Raw genomic sequence first — 17,954 nt, forward strand, 5'->3', positions numbered from 1 at the left:
AGGAGACGTCACGCACAGCCGAAGCCGAAAAAGGTTGCTTCAGCCAATCCACCCATTTTTTCCCAGTTGCCAAATCCTGATCGTCAGCGCAGCGTTTTGCGCGACGACATACTGACAATTTCAAATCGAGCGTCACGCGAAACGTTGCGTCGGCGACATGAATTCAAACCCAATGCCATTGAGGATCGACCCATGATCAATCGCTTCGGATGGATGCTCGCTTTAGGTCTGGCGGCGGCGACAGGATTCGCTGCGACGCAGGCGCTGGCGCAGACCGATGCGCAACGCAATGCGATCAAGTCGGCCTGCCGGTCGGACTACATGTCGAAATGCTCCAGCGTGACGCCGGGCGGCGCCGCGGCGTTCCAGTGTCTGCAGAAGAACATGGCGAGCCTGTCGTCATCGTGTCAGACAGCGGTGAAGGCGCTCGAGCCGGCTGCGGAGGCGAAGCCGGCTGCGGAGGCGAAGCCGGCGGCCCCACCGCCGCCCGCAGCGAGCAAGCCGGTCGCCGCCGAAGCAAGCCCGCCGGCCGAGCCGCCGAAGGCGGTCGCGCAGCCGGCACCGGCGGCTGCTCCGCCTCAGGCTGTCGCGGTCGCAAAACCTGAGCCGGCCAAGCCGGAGCCCATCAAGCCAGAGCCGGCCAAGCCGGCCGTGGCGGCGCCGGCCGCAAAGCCGAGCGAGGCGCAGGTCGCGGCGATCCGCAGCGCCTGTAGCGCGGACTATCGCAAGGTCTGCAGCAGCGTGCCGCCGGGCGGCTCGGCGGCGCTGCAATGTCTGGAGCAGAACAAGGCTAGGGTATCAGCATCCTGCGCTCAGGCGATTGCAGGCGGAGCTGCGACTCCAGCGGCAAAAAGCGCGGCCGTCGCGGCTGTGCCTGTGGCGCCCCCCGCGGCGACACCGGCCGCGGCGCCCGCGGCTCCTGCCATGGTGCTGCGTCCGCTGCGCCCCTTGGAGGAGCTGCGCATCGTCAGGGCCGCGTGCGGCGCAGATGCGCGCGCGTTCTGCAGCGGCGTCGACGCAGGCGGCGGCCGGATCGCGCAGTGCCTGGCGGCCAATGCGAGCGCGCTGTCGCCGAGCTGCAAGGGCATGCTGGCGGAGTTTGCCGTCAATCGGTAACGGGGTCTGCGCAAATGCGAACCGACGAAGCCGCAGCTTCAATCCACCCAAATTGTCACAGTTGCCAAGGTCAGGCGCGCTCGGCAGATTTCGAACAGGGTGGATATTTTACTAACGAATGATCATCAGGAGTTCGACATGCGCGCCATTCTTTCACGTATCGTTCTTTCCACCCTGTGCGGCCTTTTCGTCCTGGCCTTGATGCCCTTCGTATCAATCTCGGACGCCAATGCCGTCGTCTGCGCACGCGGTGTCGTCCGCGCTGGCTGTGCCGGCGCGGGCGGCGCCGTGGTCGTCCGCAAGCCGCCGGTGGCGGCTGCGACGGCCGCCTGCCGCACCGTGCTGGTGAACGGTGTGTGGGTGCGCCGCTGCGTTTAAGCTGCGCTTAATAAGTATTCGGTATCGCATTATTCGAATCGTTAATTGCGGCGCGAGAGTTTTACGCGCCGCATGCTGCTTTGCATAAGCAAGGTAAGCTGTATTTAACGGTGCTCCCGGCAAGGTGCGGTCTGTATCCACTTGCAATTCGATGGGAGAGGGCCATGGCGTTCTGGCGCTGGCTGCGTGATGCAGCCCTGGCAGCTGCGGTAGTCACGGTTATCGGCAACACGGCATTCGCAGCCGGCTTGAAGGAAGAGATCGCGTCGACCGGCAAGCTCCGCGTCGCCATCGCGGTTGGTCCGGCGGGCGGCGCATTCTGGTGCGTCAAGTCCGACAGCGGCTATGCCGGCGTGCCGGTCGAGCTCGGCAAGGCCATGGCCGCGCAGGTCGGCGTGCCCGTCGAGTTCGTCGAGCATCCGAATTCCAATGCGATCACGGATGAAGCCGGGAAGGGCACCTGGGATGTGGCGTTCATGCCGAAGGACGCGGAGCGCGAGACCAAGGTCTCGTTTGGACCCGTCTATGATTCGGTCGAGACCACCTTCATCATTCGCTCCGGTCTCGACGCTGCCAACATCGCGGCGCTCGATCAGGCGGGCCACGAGATCGGCGCCATCAACGACACGACGGTCATGCGGGGCGCAAAGGCGTTCCTCAAGAAGGCGACCATCACCGGCTTCAAATCCTATGAGGAGGTCTACGCGCTGCTGAGCGCCGGCGAGATCGATGCGGTGGCTTTGGCGCGCGATCAATTGAACCTCATCGCCAAGCAGATCCCCGGCACAAAGGTGCTCGCAGAGACCTTCAAGAAGACCGACACCGCGGTCGCGGTCCCGCTGAAGCATCCGCAGTCGCTGGCGTTTGTGACCAAGTTCATGACCGAGGCCAAGGCGAACGGCATGCTCAAGAAGGCCTACGGCGCCAACAATCTCAGCGAGTCGACGCTGCTCACGCAGTGAGGGTGTCGGCCTCCTTCAGTTAACTCCACGATTGAACTCTCCCCGCGTACCCGCGAGGGAGAGTCTTTCGTTCCAGACCTCGACGCACGCCAATTAGTTCGGCGACCTCCTGACGATCGGATCCAGCCCGCTCTCCGTAATCGTCTTGCGCGCATCCGGTGACTGCAGGAAATGGATCAGCGCCTTGCCGGCCTCCGGCTCCTTGGCGTTGGTGGCGATGCCTGCCGAGAACACGGTGATCTTCTGCAAGCCTGCCGGCAGCGGGCCGACGATGTCGATGCCGTGCACCGGCTTGAGTTCGCTGATCTGCTGGAAGCCGATCTCGGCCTCGCCCTGCGCCACGATCTCGCCGACCGGGGTTGCCGGAATCATCCGCGCCTTGCCCTTCATCTCCTCCCTGATGCCGAGCTTGTCGAACATCTCGGTCGAGACGTAGACGCCGCTGGCGCTGTCCGAATAGGCGATGGTCTTCGCGGCGATCAGCATGCGCTTCACCGCGTCGGCATTCGAGATATCGGGGTGGGGCGTTCCGGACTTGACGGCGACGCCGATCGGCGAGTTGGCGAGCTCGACATAGCTGTCGGGCATCACTTTACCCTTGGTGGTGAGATCGCTCAGTGCGTAGCCGACCATGATCAGCACGTCCGCGGGCTCGCCGCGCTCGAGGCGAACCGGAATCGCGTTCGCCGTCGTTCCCATCGATGGGCCATAGGCGATGCTGACCTTGTGGCCGGAGCGCCGCTCGAACTCCGGCACCAGGGATTTGAAGGCAGCGGTCATGCCGCCTGAGATCATCACATGGATGTCGGCGGCTTGAGCTGCAGTGGTGACGAGGATGGCGGCCGAGGCGGCAAGGCCAAGGGTGCGGAGACGGGTCGTGATTGTCATAGGCAGGCTCCGGGCGGACCGCTCAAAGCGGAGGGCGCCCTGGATAGCGCGGCCTTGCCGGGAAGACCAGCCTCGGACGCGCAGGGCCGCGCGACTGCGAGCTCCGCGGGGGCCCCGCTCTTGCCACCATCATTCGCCATGCTTGTGGCGTCGCCGTGTTTGCAGTGCGGCGAACGCGTCGACCGGTTCTGCCGATCAACTCGCCTGGTAGGACGGGGCCGACGCCAGGAAGTCGCCATAGGCGTCCGCGTCGGGAGGCGTGAACATTTCTGCCACGAGATTTCGCTTCCGCCGCTTCGCGCCGATGTCGGCCAGCAGCTCGTCGAAATGCTTGAAGTGATAAGGCGCAACGCAGAGTCCGCCATAGACGCCCGCGGCCGGACGTTCGACCCGCTTGAAGTGCAGCATCATCTCGATGTTGTCGCGCATCTCGCGCTCGCTCGGCTGATGCGCGAGCTGCTTGTCTGCGTAGCGCACCAGCCAATGCGCCGCCATATCGGCGCAGAGCACCGTGCAGAAACTGGAGTTGAAGCCGACGAAGCCCATGTCGGGCAGGTCCGGATTGGCGATCAGCCGGTACAGGCGATACTGCCCGTCGGGATCGACCAGCTTGGCGCGGTCGGCCTCGGAGAGGAAGGGGACGCCGAGCTTGTAGCCAATGGCGAGGACGGCGACATCGGCCGCAATGCGCTCGCCGTTGCTGGCGACGATCGTATTCGCCTCGTAGTGATCGAAGGTGCCCAGCACCGCCTTGATCCGGCCGTCGGCCACCATCGGGAAGAAGTCGGGCGTCGCGATCGGCACCGAGCAGTTGACCCCTTCCTCGATCCGCTCCTTGGGCACCATGTTGCATTGGGCGAGCTTGAGCTGTGCCTTGAGGAGGCTCTCCAGGCCACGCCAATTGGCCCACACCAGCGGCTTGGCGAGAAGGTGAGCGAGGCGGGAGAGCGGGCCGATGCCCCAACTCGCGAACATCTGCTCCTGCGCGCGAATGTAGAGGATGCGCTTGAAGTTGATGAGGCCGCCGATGAAATAGGGGATGCGCCACACCGGCTCGCGAAACACGATGGTCACCGAGCGTGCGCCGGAGCGCACGGCGTTGACTGCGATATCGGTGGCTGACTTCGAGCCGCCGAGCACGACGACATTGCGGCCCTTGGCAAAGCTGGGATCGTTGTATTTCGAAGAGTGCAGGATGGTGCCGCCAGCCGCCCTGAACTCATCCTCACCAGGAAGCGACAATGTCTGCGGCTCGTTGAACTGGCCGGTGCACACGGCGACGAAATCGAACTCTTCACGGCCGGTGTGATCGCCGGTCTTCAGATCGAGCGTCCAGCCTGGCTTGCCGTCGGCACGCCGTTGCATCGACAGCACCGTGGTGTTCAGCCGCATCAGTCGCGTCAGGTCGTGGCTCCTCGCGTAGTCAGCCAGGTAGGCGTAGACCTGCGGTCCCCTGGGCCACTGCGGATAGCTGTCGGGCATGGCCTTGTCGGTGTAGCGATAGAGCTCCTTGGGGCTCTGCGTCTGCACGTCAGGATAGGAGCGTGCCGGCTCCCAGACGCCGCCAAGGTCGGCGCTGCGCTCGATGATGGTGACATTGTGGCCGCGGGCGTTGAATGCCTTGGCTGCGGCGAGGCCGGAGACACCGGCGCCGATCACGCAGACGTTCTTTCGAGTGATCATGGGACCTCCTGTTGTCGAGCGAAGCCGCGTGCGGACAGCCTTGACCGGCCGCGCTGCAAGAGCTCGCTGAGAACGTGATGATGACGAAGGTCGCCCGGCGCGACCGCTGTATGCGACGATGGATAGGCCAGCGTCGGACGCGGCGAGACCGCTCTCGCCGGTCAGAAATCGTTCAAGCCAATCCCCCGCTCATTCGGCGAGGCGTGCAGCACCGATCGCACTCACGGCGCGCTACGCTGCAGTGATGAGCTTGTGGGGCCCGACGTCGTCGCCTAGTCGTTGGCCTCAGGCGGCAGGAAGTTGACCTCGTGCTCGGCGGAGATCCGCACGACTTCTGCGGGGTCTGCCAGATTGTCCAGCATGTTGAACAGCGCCTCGAGCTTCTGCATCGGCGACACCCAGAACAGCGCCTTCGCCGGCTTGTCCGACTTGTTGAAGTAGCCATGCGGAATGCCGCGCGGCATGCGCACGAGATCGCCGGCATGCGCCTTCACCCAGACGCCGTCGAGCTTGAGATCGAGCACGCCCTCCTGCACCAGGATGAACTCATCCTGGGTGGGATGGACGTGAACCGGGACGAACTGTCCGGGATCGCTGTTGGTCTCGAACGCGAAGGTGGAGTCGGTGACGGCCTTGGGGAAATAGAGCTGACCCAGGATGTTCCAGGTCTTGCCGGCATAGCCGGTGCCGGCGGGCGTGATGCCTTTTTCCAGTGTGGTCATGGCGGATCTCCTTGCTGCACACGCAGGGAGGATCGAGCAGATCGCGGCGCGGTGTCTATCCAGAAAACGAATCCCTCGACGCCAGTTGCTAATTATTATAGGTTTCAAACGATTTCGACAGACGATGTGAGCCATGACTGCCGACGCAGCCGCTGATCGTAGTTGGAAGGGAGCCGCCTTGCCGCGGCTCGCCGCCTATCGCCGTGTTGCAACGCACGATGTCGATGAGGCCGCTGAACAAATAGGCCGCATCTTCTGTCCGCATGGGCTGCAGCCCAAGGCAGAAACTGCGCGCGATTTCCTCGCGCTGCATAATTGCGCGGCATTTGACGGCTTCTCCATCAACTACGTCGAATATGGCGGCGTGGTCACGATTGATCCCGGCTGCCTCGATCGCTTCTTCCTGGTTCAACTGCCATTCGCAGGAGCAGCAAGCGTCCACACGGCTTCGCGCGAGGTGGCGACGGAGCCGAATAGCGCGGCCTCCTTGTTGTCGCCGACGATGCCGACGCGCATGGTGTGGGACAATTGCGCCCAGCTGATCCTGCTGCTCGATCGCCGGATGGTCGAGCAGCGCGCGGCGGCGCTCTCGGGCCGCTCGGTGCAGCCCATCGAGTTCGATCCCGCGATCGCTTTGTCTGCGGAGCGTGGTTCGCGGCTGCGGGCGCACATGCTCGCGCTCGCCGAGCTTGCAGAAAGCCTCGCGGGGGAGGGGAGGCTGTCGGCCGTCGCCGCCGCCGATTGGCGCGAGACGCTGTTGGACATCCTGTTCCAGCAGCCGAGCGGCGGGCTCTCGGAGGCGATCAGGCTCCATTCCGGAAAGAGCGACGCGCTGCCCAAGGCTGTTCGCCGCGCCCGCGATCTGCTCGCCGCGCAGGCCACGGAGCCGCTCGATCTCTCGGAGCTCGCAGCGGCCGCAGGTGTCGGCATCCGCGCGCTGCAGGGCGGCTTCCGCCGCCATTTCGGCATGTCGATCTCGGACATGCTGCTCGACATCCGGCTGGCCCGGCTGAATGCGCAGTTGCTGACGGCCTCTCCTGAGGCCCGCATCATCGACCTCGCCTTCGAGCTCGGCTTCACCCATCTCGGGCGGATGGCGGGCGCCTATCGTGACAAGTTCGGTGAGCCACCGTCAGCGACGCTGCAACGCGTGCAGCGCGGCCGCTTCACGAATTGACGTGGACGAAGTCGCGCAGCAGCGGATAGATCTCGTTATTCCACTTCTTGCCGCTGAAAACGCCGTAATGTCCGACGCCGGCCTGCATGTGATGGACGCGGCGATAGGCGCGCACATTGGTGCAGATGTCCTGTGCTGAGAGCGTCTGGCCGATCGAGCAGATATCGTCCCGCTCGCCTTCGACGGTCATGAGCCCGATGCGTCTGACGGCCTTGGGATCGACCGGATTGCCGCGATGCATGAGCTTGCCTTGCGGCAGCAGATGCTCCTGGAAGACGTCGCGCACGGTCTCGATGTAGAACTCCGCCGGGAGGTCCATGACGGCGAAGTATTCGTCATAGAACGTCTTGATGGTCTCGGCCTTGTCGACCTCGCCCTTGGCGAGATGATCGGCGAGATCCATGTGCTGCTTGACGTGGCGCTCGAGATTCATCGAGACGAAGGCCGTGAGCTGCACGAAGCCCGGATACACTTTCCGGAACGCACCCCTGCATTGGAAGGGCACGTAGTGGATCAGATTGTCTTCGAACCAGTCGATCGGCTTGCTCTTGGCGAACTCGTTGACTTTGGTCGGCTGTATCCGCGTGTCGATCGGTCCGGCCATTAAGGTCAGCGTCGCCGGTCGGGACGGGTGGTTGCCCTCGCACATCACGGCGGTCGCGGCCAAGGCCGAGACCGAGGGCTGGCAGATCGCGACCATGTGCGGCCGTGGTCCGAGCTGGCCGAGAAACGTGATGAGATGATCGGTATAATCTTCCAGTCCAAAGCGGCCCTGGTCACGGGGGATATCGCGGGGATTGTGCCAGTCCGTGATGTAGACGTCGTGGTCCTGCAGCAGCGTCTTCACCGTACCGCGCAACAGCGTGGCGAAGTGTCCGGACATCGGGGCGACCAGCAACACCTTGGGCTGGTCCGCAGCGCCGTCCTTCTTGAAGTGCAGGAGCGAGCCGAACGGGGTCTTGAACGTCACCTCCTCGGTGACACCGAGCTCGCGATTGCCGACCATCACGCTGTCGATGCCGTAGGCCGGCCGCGCATAGGTCAGGGCCGAGCGCGAGATCAGTTCGAATGCCGCCGACACGCGCCGCATGGCGCGGCTGGAGAGGCCTGACGGGATCAGGTTGAGATAGCGCATGGCGGCCGCTGCGCCCTGGCGCCAGGGCTCGGTCAAATCCATGTGGTTCTGATAGGCTTGGTAAAGCAGCGCCATCGGGTCCGATCCGTTACAGATATTGACCTATGCAATATCGGAGCCAGAGCGGCTGAGTCTTGCCTGAAAAACTGGCATGTCGCTTGCTGAATGAAATCAACTGAAATCACTGGAGTATCCGGCTCCGCGCGAGCTACCGCAGCCCATTGCGGCTGCGCGGACCCGAACGAGAGACGACAAAGGGGTAGGGCGAGATGAGCAAAGCGACGTTGACGATCAGCAGCAAGAATTACTCGTCATGGTCGCTGCGCGGCTGGCTGCTCGCCAGGTTCGCCGGGCTCGATTTCGACGAGGTGATCGTCGGCCCGGACGATGCCTCCGCGCGCGCCGAGATTCTGCTGCTGTCATCGTCGATCCTGGTGCCCTGCCTGCGGCACGACGGCGCGACGATCTGGGATACGCTGGCCATCGCGGAATACCTCAACGAGACCTTCCCGCAGGCCGGCCTGCTGCCGACGGACCGCATCGCGCGTGCACATTGCCGCTCGATATCAGGCGAAATCCATTCCGGCTTCGCCACCTTGCGCGCCTCGCTGCCGGTCAATCTCAAAGGTCGTTTCCCCGGCTTCAAGGTCTGGACCCGCGCGCAGGCCGACATCGACCGCATCTGGGCGATCTGGCGCGACTGCCTGGACAAGTCCGGCGGCCCGTTCCTGTTCGGCCAGCAACGCGGGATGGCGGATGCGATGTATGCGCCTGTCGTGACGCGCTTCGTCACCTATGACGTCAAGCTCGAGCCGCAGCTCAAGGCCTATGCCGACCTGATCATGGCGATGCCCGAGATGCAGGAATGGATCGCGGCGGCCAAGTCCGAGCCGGAGGAAATCGAGGAGCTCGAGGTCGAGTACTAACTGCGTCGCGAACTACGGCCGGAGGCTTTAGGCTAAGCTCCACGCTGTCCACCGGCATGAGAGCCGCTCACGACTCGGGCAAATGCTGCCCAATTTCAAGCCGGGTGAACGCCTTTGTCGCGCAAGATTTGGCGCGTCGTCACCGCACCGGCCGCCGATGCCCTTGTCGCAAAACCCACCTGTTATCAATTAGTTCGGCTTGGCGTGCCGCACCGAGCGATCGATTGCGCGCCGCGCTGCAAGGCGTGGCGTAGTTTTCGCATAGCACAACGGACTTTCGGGCTTGGTGGCCGGCGTGGCCAATCGATCGGCCGGGACGGTTGCCGAAGCCGCGATCAACCGGTGGAGGCCGTCATGAACCAGCATGCTGTGGTGACCAAGTTCTCGCACGTGAAGCCTGAAGACACCGACTACAAGGGCGGTGGCCTGCGCGACTTCTTCCTCTACCGCGATCTCGGAATTGCCGACGCCACCGGCGGCCAGGTGATCTGCCATCTCGTCAAAGCCAACCCGGATTGTCCGCCCGTCGACGGCACCGGCTGGCATCGCCACGACTGCGATTTCCAGATCGTGATCATGATGAAGGGCTGGGCCCGCTTCATGTATGAGGACAAGCCGACCCTGGTGAAGGCGGGCGACGTCGTGCACCAGCGGCCGGGGATCGTTCACTACCTCTACGATTATTCCCCTGACATGGAATATATGGAGATCGTCAGCCCGGCCGACTTCAAGACGGTCGAGATGCCGCCGGCGACCGACAAGGTGCCGCCGGTCACGCCCTGGACCTGACGAGCCCGCATCACATCACCCTGGCCGCCGTCAGTTAACGTTTGGCCTCCGGTCGCGCCCTGTGGTCGGATGCACCGTCTCATCATGTCGTGGGTTATGCAGCGGTGCGCCGACATCTAGGCGTGAACAGCTGTGGACATGGCGGCCCGTCCGATTCGGACGCGATTCGTTCAGGGCGCGTTCCAGAAATTAAGGCGGCGGCCGAGCGCCGTCGCGTTTTGACACACCACTGGAGTCGATCGCGGCAGGCGATTCCACATCAAACCGTCTCCCGGGCCTCTTTGCCGATTCATTCCGTGCCGCTACACCGCGCGCATGGGAGATCGATCATGACATTGACCACACTGGCCTGGCTGGCCCTGGCCGCCTATGGCGCGCACATTCTCGAGGAATACACCTTCGATTGGCGCAATTGGGCGCGGGCGGTGATGAAGCTGCCGGTCGAGTGGAGCGACTTCTATGTGACCAACGCGCTGGTCGTCGTGCTCGGTGCGGTGCAGGCGGAGCTGGCCGCGACGTGGCCGCTCGCACCGCTCGCCTATGCCGCGCTGATGATCATCAACGCGGTGTTCTTTCACGTGCTGCCGTTTCTGCGGAGCGGCGGCCGATTCTCGCCCGGACTCGCCACGGCCGTGATTCTGTTTTTTCCGGTGGCGATCGCGATGTGGTGGCGGGCTTGGAGTGACGGGGCGCTCGACGGCGGGACGGCTGCTGTGGCTGTTCTCGTCGGCGCCTTGCTGATGGCCTATCCCGTCGTCATGCTCAATTTGCGTTCGAAACCATATTTTCGGCAAGACCGGCCCTGAGTCGAACTCAGGGCCCGGTGGGATCAATAAGACGAAGCGCGATCGGCAACGAAGCTCGGCTGGGGACGGCGTCCACTGCGCTCGTCATAACGCGAGCGCGGAAAACGCCAGCCGATCACGGTGGCTTCGAGCGCGCCGCCGGATTCCTTGTTGTGCCATTTGCCATCAATGTAGAAACAGGGGAACGGCAACTGATAGGTGCCGCTGTGATCTTCGCACAGCACCTCGACGGTCTGTCCGGGCGGCGGCTCACCGCTGCCGTCGAATTGCGCCAGCCGTTTTTCGCGCGTAGCCATTCTGTCCATCTCCCTAAAAACGGGCCCCAGCCCGGAACATCAATGCGCGAATGAGGTCTCAGTATGGTATCGATCAGAAAACACCGTCAGTTCCATGCAAAATCATGTGTTTGGCAAGTCAATGAGAAAATTGTGATGCGAATTGTCGCGGTCGCGAGCGTGCTCGCAATATCGTTGTGCTCTGTCGTGCATGCGCAAGACATCCCTGGTCTCGAGATCTGCACGGCAGAAAAGGCCATGGATCGCCGGACGTCATGTCTGCAGAGCAACATTGATTTTCTGCAGAAGACGATCAGCAAGCAGTCGCTCGATCAGCAGCAGAAGCTCGACGCAGCGAATCGTCAGATCCAGGCTTTGAGGGCAGCGCTGATTGCGCAGCAGGGCGTCATCGACGAGCTCAAGGCGTCACAGGCGAAGCTCGCCGACGAGCTGAAGAAGAAAGCCGATGCGCCGGCCAGCAAGGACGCCGCGCCGGCCAAGCCGGGCGGCAAATAGTCCCGCTCGCAGCGCAAGAACGATCAGGTGATCCGCTGAGCCGCGCCCACTTGCGCCGACGCGCTGCAAGCATCTGTCGCAGCAGGGCTGCTCTGCGGTCGCGCACCGAGCCGCTTGCTTGGCAAGCGGGGCGGGCTTTGCGATAACAGCCCGCATAACAACAATGCGCCGCATCGCGGCGTGACAAGCGGGAGGTTCGTCCGATGTCCAACATGCGCGTGCTCGCCACCGATCTGGAATTCCCGGAAGGGCCGGTCGTGATGCCCGACGGCTCAGTGGTGCTGGTCGAGATCCGCGGTCGGCGCCTGACGCGGGTCCATCCCGACGGCCGCAAGGAGATCGTGGCGCAGATCCCGGGCGGGCCGAACGGTGCCGCGCTCGGGCCCGACGGCAAGATCTACATCTGCAACAATGGCGGCTTCTCCTGGATTCCGACCGGCAAGATGATCATGCCCGGCCCGCAGCCGGAGGATTATCAGGGCGGCTCGATCCAGCGGGTCGATCTGCAGAGCGGCAAGGTCGAGACCGTCGTCAGCCGTTGCGGCGAGCACGAGCTGCGCGGGCCGAACGACCTCGTGTTCGATCGCCATGGCGGCCTGTGGTTCTCCGACCTCGGCAAGCGCCGCGCCCGCGACATGGATGTCGGCGCGTTCTATTATCTCAAGCCCGGCATGAGCGACATCGTCGAGGCCGTGCATGGCATCCTGCCGGCCAACGGCATCGGCCTGTCGCCGGACGAGAAGACCGTCTACATCGCGGAGACGCCGACCGCGCGGCTATGGGCCTATGACGTGCCGGAGCCGGGCACGGTCAAGCCGCGCGACGTGATCTATCGCGGCGAACGCGGCCGGCCGATCTGCGGCCTCGGCGGCTACCAGATGTTCGATTCGCTCGCGGTCGAGGCCAACGGCAATGTCTGCGTCGCGACGCTCGTCTCCGGCTGCATCAGCGTCATCGCTCCGGATGGCTCCTTGGTCGAGCAGATCCCGACCGGCGACCGCGTCACCACCAACATCGCCTTCGGCGGCCCGGAATTGAAGACGGCGTACATCACGCTGTCCGGCAAGGGCGAACTGGTGGCGATGGACTGGCCGCGGCCGGGGCTGCCGCTGAATTTTCTGAACAAGTGAGTGCGGCTGGGCATCGTCATCAGGGCACGCCGGTGATAACCAGCTCGCTGAAATGCCCTCGAAACTGCTCCTCATGGTGAGGAGCGCCGCAGGCGCGTCTCGAACCATGAGGCCCCAGCACGGCCTCATCCTTCGAGACGCAGCGCTTGGGCGCTGCTCCTCAGGATGAGGGGAAGGAGCCTCTGATGCCCTTTCTCGAACCGGTCACCCTTCGCGGCACGCACGCCAGCCTCGTGCCGCTCTCGCCCGACCACCTCGACGCGCTGGTGGAGGCCGTCAGCGACGGCGAATTGTGGACTCTCTGGTACACCGCAGTTCCGAAACCCGAGACCATGGCCAAGGAGATCGAGCGCCGGCTCGGCCTGTTTGCCACAGGCCACATGCTGCCGTTCACGGTGCTCGATGCCGACGGCAAGGTGGCCGGCATGACCACCTACATGAACGTCGATGCCGCCAACCGTCGCGTCGAGATCGGCTCGACCTGGTATGCGAAGCGGGTGCAGCGCAGTGCGCTCAACACGCAGTGCAAGCGGCTGCTGCTGGCGCAGGCGTTCGAGGCGATGGACTGCATCGCGGTCGAGTTCCGCACGCATTTCTTCAACCACCAGAGCCGCCGCGCCATCGAGCGGCTCGGCGCCAAGCAGGACGGCATCCTGCGCAGCCACCAGATCGCGCCGAACGGCACCCTGCGGGATACCGTCGTCTACAGCATCACCGCGGCGGAATGGCCGACGGTCAAGGCGCATCTCGATTATCAACTGCATGACAAGGCGCGCTGATCGCGCTAAGGCCGCCGTGCCGCCTGGGGCGGCAGGCATGACGAGACCGGGACGACAGACGAGATGGATATTTTCGACTATGTGATCGTGGGCGCCGGCTCGGCCGGCTGCGTGATCGCCAACCGCCTCAGCGAGGACCCGTCGGTGACTGTGTGCGTCCTCGAGGCGGGGCCCCGCGACTGGCACCCCTACATCCATCTGCCGGCCGGCTTCATCAAGACCTTCTACATGAAGAGCATCAATTGGGGCTACCAGCAGGAGCCTGGCCCCTACACCAACGGCCGCAGCATCTATGCGCCGCGCGGCAAGACGCTCGGCGGCTCCTCGTCGATCAACGGCCATGTCTATAATCGTGGCCAGAGCCAGGATTTCGACACCTGGGCGCAGATGGGCAATCGCGGCTGGAGCTATTCCGACGTGCTGCCGCACTTCCGGCGCATGGAGAGGCGCATCGGCGCCGGCGACGAGCAATATCGCGGCCGCGACGGCAATCTCCATGTCACCACCATGGAGTGGAAGGACACGCTGTGCGAGGCCTTCATGGACGGCGCGGTCTCGCTCGGCATTCCGCGTAATCCCGACTACAACGGCGCCATCCAGGAGGGCGTGTCCTATGTCCAGCGCACCATCCAGAACGGCCGCCGCGTCTCCTCGGCGACAGCGTTCCTGAAGCCCGCCAGCAAGCGTCCGAACGTCGAGATCCGCACCAACGCCCACGCCACCAGCATCATGCTGGAAGGCAAGCGCGCGGTGGGCGTGCGCTACAGCCGTGGCGGGCGCGGCGGCGTGCCGGTCGAGGTGCGCGCGCGCAAGGAGGTGATCCTGTCCGGCGGCACCTACAACTCGCCGCAACTGCTGCAGCTCTCCGGCATCGGCGCGCCCGAGCTGTTGCAGGAGCACGGCATCGAGGTGCGTCACGCGCTCCGCAGCGTCGGCGAGGGCCTGCAGGATCACTACGCGCCGCGCACGGTGGCGCGCGTCAAGAACATCAAGACCATCAACGAGCTCGCGCGCGGCCTCAACCTCTGGGGCGAGGCGCTGAAATGGGCGATGACGCGCAAGGGCATCCTGTCGCTGTCGCCGACCATGGTCTATTGCTTCTGGCATTCCGGCGAGACCGCCGAGAGCTCCGACCTGCAGCTCACCTTCACGCCCGCGAGCTACAAGGAGGGCGTACAGGGCCAGCTCGAGGACGAGCCCGGCATGACGGTCGCCTCGTGGCAGCAGCGTCCGGAGAGCCGCGGTTATGTCCGCATCCGCTCCGCCGATCCGTTCGCCCAGCCGATCATCCAGACCAACTATCTCACCGCCGAGCTCGACCGCCGCGTCATCGTCGCCGGCATGAAGCTGGCTCGCCGGCTGCTGGCGTCAGCACCGCTCGCACCGTACTACGCGTATGAGGATTTCCCGGGCCCGAAGGTGAATAGCGACGACGAATTCCTCGCCGCCGCCATCCAGCGCGCCACGACGACGTTCCATCCCGGCTGCACCTGCCGCATGGGCCCGGCCGACTCCACCTGGGCCACCGTCGACGACCAGCTCCGCGTCCACGGCCTGCAAGGCCTCCGCGTCGCCGACGCCTCGATCATGCCGCGCATGATCTCGGCGAACCTGAATGCGGCGACGCTGATGATCGGCGACAAGGCCGCGGATTTGATCCTCGGCAAGGCCGCGACGACGGAGAGGCTGTCGGCGTAGGGGGACGCACTCAGCCGTGCAGCGTTTCTGTCTCGCGCGTTCCTGCCAGTTGAATTCGAGCTGTCGCGAAGCAGGCGGTGCGCTCCCTCTCCCCGTTCTTCACGGGGAGAGGGCTGGGGTGAGGGGCAGCCTCACGGGCGGTGCTGCTACTGCCCACGTGAATCGTCATGCGCGTCCGAGAGACCGATGCTCGGGTCGCTTATGTGCCATGCCCCTCACCCGGATTGCTGCGCAATCCGACCTCTCCCCGCAAAAGGCGGGGAGAGGTTATATCTTCCGCGGCGATAGAGGTTGCGCTGCCACGTGGAGATCGCGACAAATAACTAATTCACCGGCACCGGCAGCGACACATTGCCGATGGTTCGCAGGCCGAGTGTCAGCATCACGGTCTGGTTCACCTGCGGCGTGCTGCCGGCCACGGCGGTGTTCAGCGAGGTGACGTAGCTTGCGGCGAGGGTGAAGCAGTCGTCGACATAGCCGGCGCCGACGATGTACTGGTTCATCTTGTTGGCGACGAGGTCCCAGCGCGCGCCGCCGGACACCACCCAGTTCTGCGCCAGCTTGACCGAGCCGTTGCCGAGCAGGCCCTCGCGCCGGTTGAGGGCGCCGACCGCCGGCTGGGCTGCGTAGTTGCCGTAGGTCAAAGCGAGCGACCAGCGGTCGAAATTGGCTTTCCCTTCGGCCTCGAAGCGCTGGACGTTGAGACTCTGCTGGTCGAGCCGGCTGCGCATGCTGAAGGCGTAGGTGCGGTTCGGCGAATAATCGACCCGCGTCACGTAGTCCGACACGGTCTTGTCCAGGCCGGAGCCGATGCCGGAGTTGGTCATGTCCCGCACGTCGTAGGAGTTCAGTCCGAACAACTGCGTGGACTGGCCGAACAGCACATTGACCGTGCCGCCGCGGTCGAACTGCGTGGTGGCCTGCGCGCCCACATTGGCGCGGCCGCCGCCCTCGGTGCGGCTGCCACCGGAGAACTTGTCGACACTGAACAGGTTGCTCGCGTCGAACACCAGGCTCTGGGCGTCCTCGTTCGGCAGCCGGCCGGCAGAGGTCTCGTTCGGCCGGATAATGATTTGCGCGATCGGCTCGATCATGGTGGTGCCCCACGGCTGAACGTTGATGAGCGGATAGCGGTACTCCAGGCCGACGGTCGGCATCAGCCGCAGCGCCTGGGTGTCGCCGGTCGGCAGGAAGTTGCCGACGCCTTGTGTGTTGGCGACGCCGGGCTGTGCCGTCACGTTGGCATTGATCGCGTCGGCGCGCAGGATCGCGAATGGCGTCCAGATCTGGCCATAGGGATCGGTGAGCGACTTGCGCCACTGCGCCTGCGCGGACAGCCTGGTATAGGTGCCAGGCATGGCGCGCAGCAGGCACTGCGCCGGCAGCCGCGCCAGCGGATCAGCCGACGTCGTCGTGCACAGGCCGTTGGTGTTGGCCGTCGTCGTGATCGGGTCGAACGCCGCCTGTTCGCGGCTCAGATTGACGAAGTTGGCCTTGGTGCTGAACTCGCCGCCGAACACCGGAGTGTTGAGGACGTTCGAATAATCCAGCACCGGATAGACGATCGGCACCGTCTGCTGGTTGCCCGAGAAGCTCAGATAGTGCATCGCCCTGATATCGAAGAAGCTGCGGCTGCCGACACCGGTCAGGTATAGCTGCGAGATCGCCTCCGTCGGCAGGCTCATGAACGCGTTGAACGGATCGCGGTACTGCGCGAGCCGGTAGTCCGACGGGAGCATGTAGTCCGACAGCAGCATGCCGTCCCAGCCGGACACCCATTTGTCTGACAGTGCGAACTGGCCCTTGGTGTCGATGCCGCCGCGGAATGGGCGGTCGCCCGGCTGGCCGGCGAACGCGTTGCGGTTCAGCTGGTCGATGCCGTACAGCCGCACCTGATAGCTGCCATTGCTAAGCCGCTGGCGGAATTCGGTCTGCACCAGCACGCCCTGTTTGGAGGTGATGCGCGGCGTGAACGTCGCGTCAAAATCCCCGGCGATCGCCCAGTAGTAGGGCAGGTCGACGCCGATGCCGTAACCGTTCGCCTGCGAGAAGCCCGGCATCAGGAAGCCGCTCTTGCGCTTCACTGTCGGATCCGGCGTCGAGAAGTAGGGCACGTAGGCCAGGGGAACGCCGAAGAATTCGAGCTGCGCGTTCTCGAAATACAGCATCTTCTCGGTCTGGTCGTGGATGATGCGCGCGCCCTTGACCTGCCACAGCGGCGGCTTCTTCGGATTGTCCCTGCACGCGGCGCAGGCGGTGTAGACGCCGTTCTCGAACACGGTGGTCTTGCCGCCTGAGCGGTCGGCGCGCGTCGCTGCCATCCGCGTCTGGTCCTCGGTCTCGACGCGCAGCGAATCGACGAAGCCGTCGCGATAGTCGTCGGAGAGATCCAGGCTGTTGGCGTAGGTGATCTTGCCGTCGGCATCGGTCATGCGGATGTGGCCTTCCGCATGCAGCCGCTTGGTCGTCTGATCGTAGATCACCCGGTCGGCTTCGACCGAAGAGCCGTTGTAGAACAGCTGCACATTGCCGACCGCCGACACGCGCGCATTTTTGGTGTCGTATTCGACCGTGGTCGCCTGCACCAGCATCTGGTTGTCGTCGGGAATGCGCGGGCGCGGCGCCTTCGGTGCAGCGGCATTGTAGGTGAAGCCCTGTGCGGCGACGGGATGCGGCGCCAGGACACCCCAGGACGTGGCGACGCCCAGAGCAAGGGCGGCGCGGATGATCGCGCGCCTCACGCGGAGCGCACCAGCTGCCGTCCGGAAGCCAGCAAACGAGTTGACTTCAATTTGGCCGGCCCTCCCGATCGGTCGCTTCGACATGGATTCACGCAAACTCGGGATGAACAGCAGATGAGCGCAGCATGCCGAATCGTCGTTGGCTTTTCCGGCGTGCCTGTGCAATCTGCGCTGGCTGACTGACGCGATTGAATTATCGTTTTACGATAAAAATGTAAAGCAGCCCGTGGCCT

At 64.3% G+C, this 17,954-nt stretch carries 17 protein-coding genes; 11 read left to right on the forward strand and 6 right to left on the reverse strand.

Translation table 11 applies throughout. The features are described 5' to 3' along the window. Window positions 1-192: 192 nt before the first annotated feature. The 3 genes from BRAD285_RS06465 (at window position 193) to BRAD285_RS06475 (ending at window position 2,456) form a co-directional block, all read left to right on the forward strand. Window positions 193-1,116, forward strand: coding sequence for a hypothetical protein (locus tag BRAD285_RS06465; RefSeq protein ID WP_006614226.1), 924 nt, complete (start codon window positions 193-195; stop codon window positions 1,114-1,116). Between the two features lie 138 nt (window positions 1,117-1,254). Next, entirely contained in the window at window positions 1,255-1,494 is a 240-nt protein-coding gene (locus BRAD285_RS06470) for a hypothetical protein (protein WP_006614225.1), read from the forward strand. Between the two features lie 164 nt (window positions 1,495-1,658). Further along, on the forward strand, window positions 1,659-2,456 hold the full coding sequence (locus BRAD285_RS06475) for a transporter substrate-binding domain-containing protein (protein ID WP_006614224.1): 798 nt from the start codon (window positions 1,659-1,661) through the stop codon (window positions 2,454-2,456). Window positions 2,457-2,549: 93 nt separating this feature from the next. Here the strand turns inward: BRAD285_RS06475 and BRAD285_RS06480 are convergent, their stop codons facing one another. From BRAD285_RS06480 to BRAD285_RS06490, 3 genes are all read right to left on the reverse strand, one after another. Beyond that, a complete protein-coding gene (locus BRAD285_RS06480; protein WP_006614223.1) occupies window positions 2,550-3,344 on the reverse strand; it encodes a substrate-binding domain-containing protein in 795 nt (264 codons plus the stop codon). Window positions 3,345-3,539: 195 nt separating this feature from the next. After that, the gene (locus BRAD285_RS06485; RefSeq protein ID WP_006614222.1) at window positions 3,540-5,027 is read right to left on the reverse strand and encodes an NAD(P)/FAD-dependent oxidoreductase; all 1,488 of its coding nucleotides are present in this window, start codon (window positions 5,025-5,027) and stop codon (window positions 3,540-3,542) included. 272 nt (window positions 5,028-5,299) lie between these two features. Then, window positions 5,300-5,749: a cupin domain-containing protein gene (locus BRAD285_RS06490; protein WP_006614221.1), complete on the reverse strand. Its 450-nt coding sequence runs from the start codon at window positions 5,747-5,749 to the stop codon at window positions 5,300-5,302. 133 nt (window positions 5,750-5,882) lie between these two features. On the opposite strand from BRAD285_RS06490, the gene BRAD285_RS06495 reads away from it, so the two are divergent. Further along, window positions 5,883-6,926 carry an AraC family transcriptional regulator gene (locus BRAD285_RS06495; RefSeq protein WP_006614220.1) on the forward strand — a complete coding sequence of 348 codons (1,044 nt, stop codon included), beginning with the start codon at window positions 5,883-5,885 and terminating at the stop codon, window positions 6,924-6,926. Here the strand turns inward: BRAD285_RS06495 and BRAD285_RS06500 are convergent. Further along, window positions 6,916-8,136, reverse strand: a complete 1,221-nt coding sequence (locus tag BRAD285_RS06500; RefSeq protein ID WP_006614219.1) for a polyhydroxyalkanoate depolymerase — start codon at window positions 8,134-8,136, stop codon at window positions 6,916-6,918. The two genes, BRAD285_RS06495 and BRAD285_RS06500, sit on opposite strands and share 11 nt — an antisense overlap. Window positions 8,137-8,330: 194 nt before the next feature. Between BRAD285_RS06500 and BRAD285_RS06505 the strand changes: the two genes are divergently transcribed. The 3 genes from BRAD285_RS06505 (at window position 8,331) to BRAD285_RS06515 (ending at window position 10,582) form a co-directional block, all read left to right on the forward strand. After that, window positions 8,331-8,987 (forward strand): glutathione S-transferase family protein, encoded by a 657-nt coding sequence (locus BRAD285_RS06505; protein WP_006614218.1) that lies wholly within the window; start codon window positions 8,331-8,333, stop codon window positions 8,985-8,987. Between the two features lie 354 nt (window positions 8,988-9,341). Further along, complete coding sequence (locus BRAD285_RS06510; protein WP_006614217.1) at window positions 9,342-9,776, forward strand: cupin domain-containing protein; 435 nt, start codon at window positions 9,342-9,344, stop codon at window positions 9,774-9,776. 329 nt (window positions 9,777-10,105) lie between these two features. Further along, window positions 10,106-10,582: an HXXEE domain-containing protein gene (locus tag BRAD285_RS06515; RefSeq protein WP_006614216.1), complete on the forward strand. Its 477-nt coding sequence runs from the start codon at window positions 10,106-10,108 to the stop codon at window positions 10,580-10,582. 23 nt (window positions 10,583-10,605) lie between these two features. On the opposite strand, the gene BRAD285_RS06520 is transcribed toward BRAD285_RS06515, so the two are convergent. Continuing rightward, window positions 10,606-10,878 (reverse strand): hypothetical protein, encoded by a 273-nt coding sequence (locus BRAD285_RS06520; protein ID WP_006614215.1) that lies wholly within the window; start codon window positions 10,876-10,878, stop codon window positions 10,606-10,608. 135 nt (window positions 10,879-11,013) lie between these two features. Between BRAD285_RS06520 and BRAD285_RS06525 the strand changes: the two genes are divergently transcribed. The 4 genes from BRAD285_RS06525 (at window position 11,014) to BRAD285_RS06540 (ending at window position 14,980) form a co-directional block, all read left to right on the forward strand. Further along, the gene (locus BRAD285_RS06525) at window positions 11,014-11,373 is read left to right on the forward strand and encodes a hypothetical protein (protein ID WP_085962859.1); all 360 of its coding nucleotides are present in this window, start codon (window positions 11,014-11,016) and stop codon (window positions 11,371-11,373) included. A 203-nt stretch (window positions 11,374-11,576) separates the two neighbouring features. Further along, complete coding sequence (locus BRAD285_RS06530; protein WP_006614213.1) at window positions 11,577-12,503, forward strand: SMP-30/gluconolactonase/LRE family protein; 927 nt, start codon at window positions 11,577-11,579, stop codon at window positions 12,501-12,503. 185 nt (window positions 12,504-12,688) lie between these two features. Then, on the forward strand, window positions 12,689-13,282 hold the full coding sequence (locus tag BRAD285_RS06535) for a GNAT family N-acetyltransferase (RefSeq protein WP_006614212.1): 594 nt from the start codon (window positions 12,689-12,691) through the stop codon (window positions 13,280-13,282). A gap of 63 nt (window positions 13,283-13,345) precedes the next feature. Further along, window positions 13,346-14,980: a GMC family oxidoreductase gene (locus BRAD285_RS06540; RefSeq protein WP_006614211.1), complete on the forward strand. Its 1,635-nt coding sequence runs from the start codon at window positions 13,346-13,348 to the stop codon at window positions 14,978-14,980. A 323-nt stretch (window positions 14,981-15,303) separates the two neighbouring features. On the opposite strand, the gene BRAD285_RS06545 is transcribed toward BRAD285_RS06540, so the two are convergent. Further along, window positions 15,304-17,805 carry an LPS-assembly protein LptD gene (locus tag BRAD285_RS06545; protein ID WP_050886939.1) on the reverse strand — a complete coding sequence of 834 codons (2,502 nt, stop codon included), beginning with the start codon at window positions 17,803-17,805 and terminating at the stop codon, window positions 15,304-15,306. Window positions 17,806-17,954: the final 149 nt, after the last annotated feature.

This window comes from Bradyrhizobium sp. ORS 285, assembly GCF_900176205.1.
Lineage (GTDB): Bacteria > Pseudomonadota > Alphaproteobacteria > Rhizobiales > Xanthobacteraceae > Bradyrhizobium.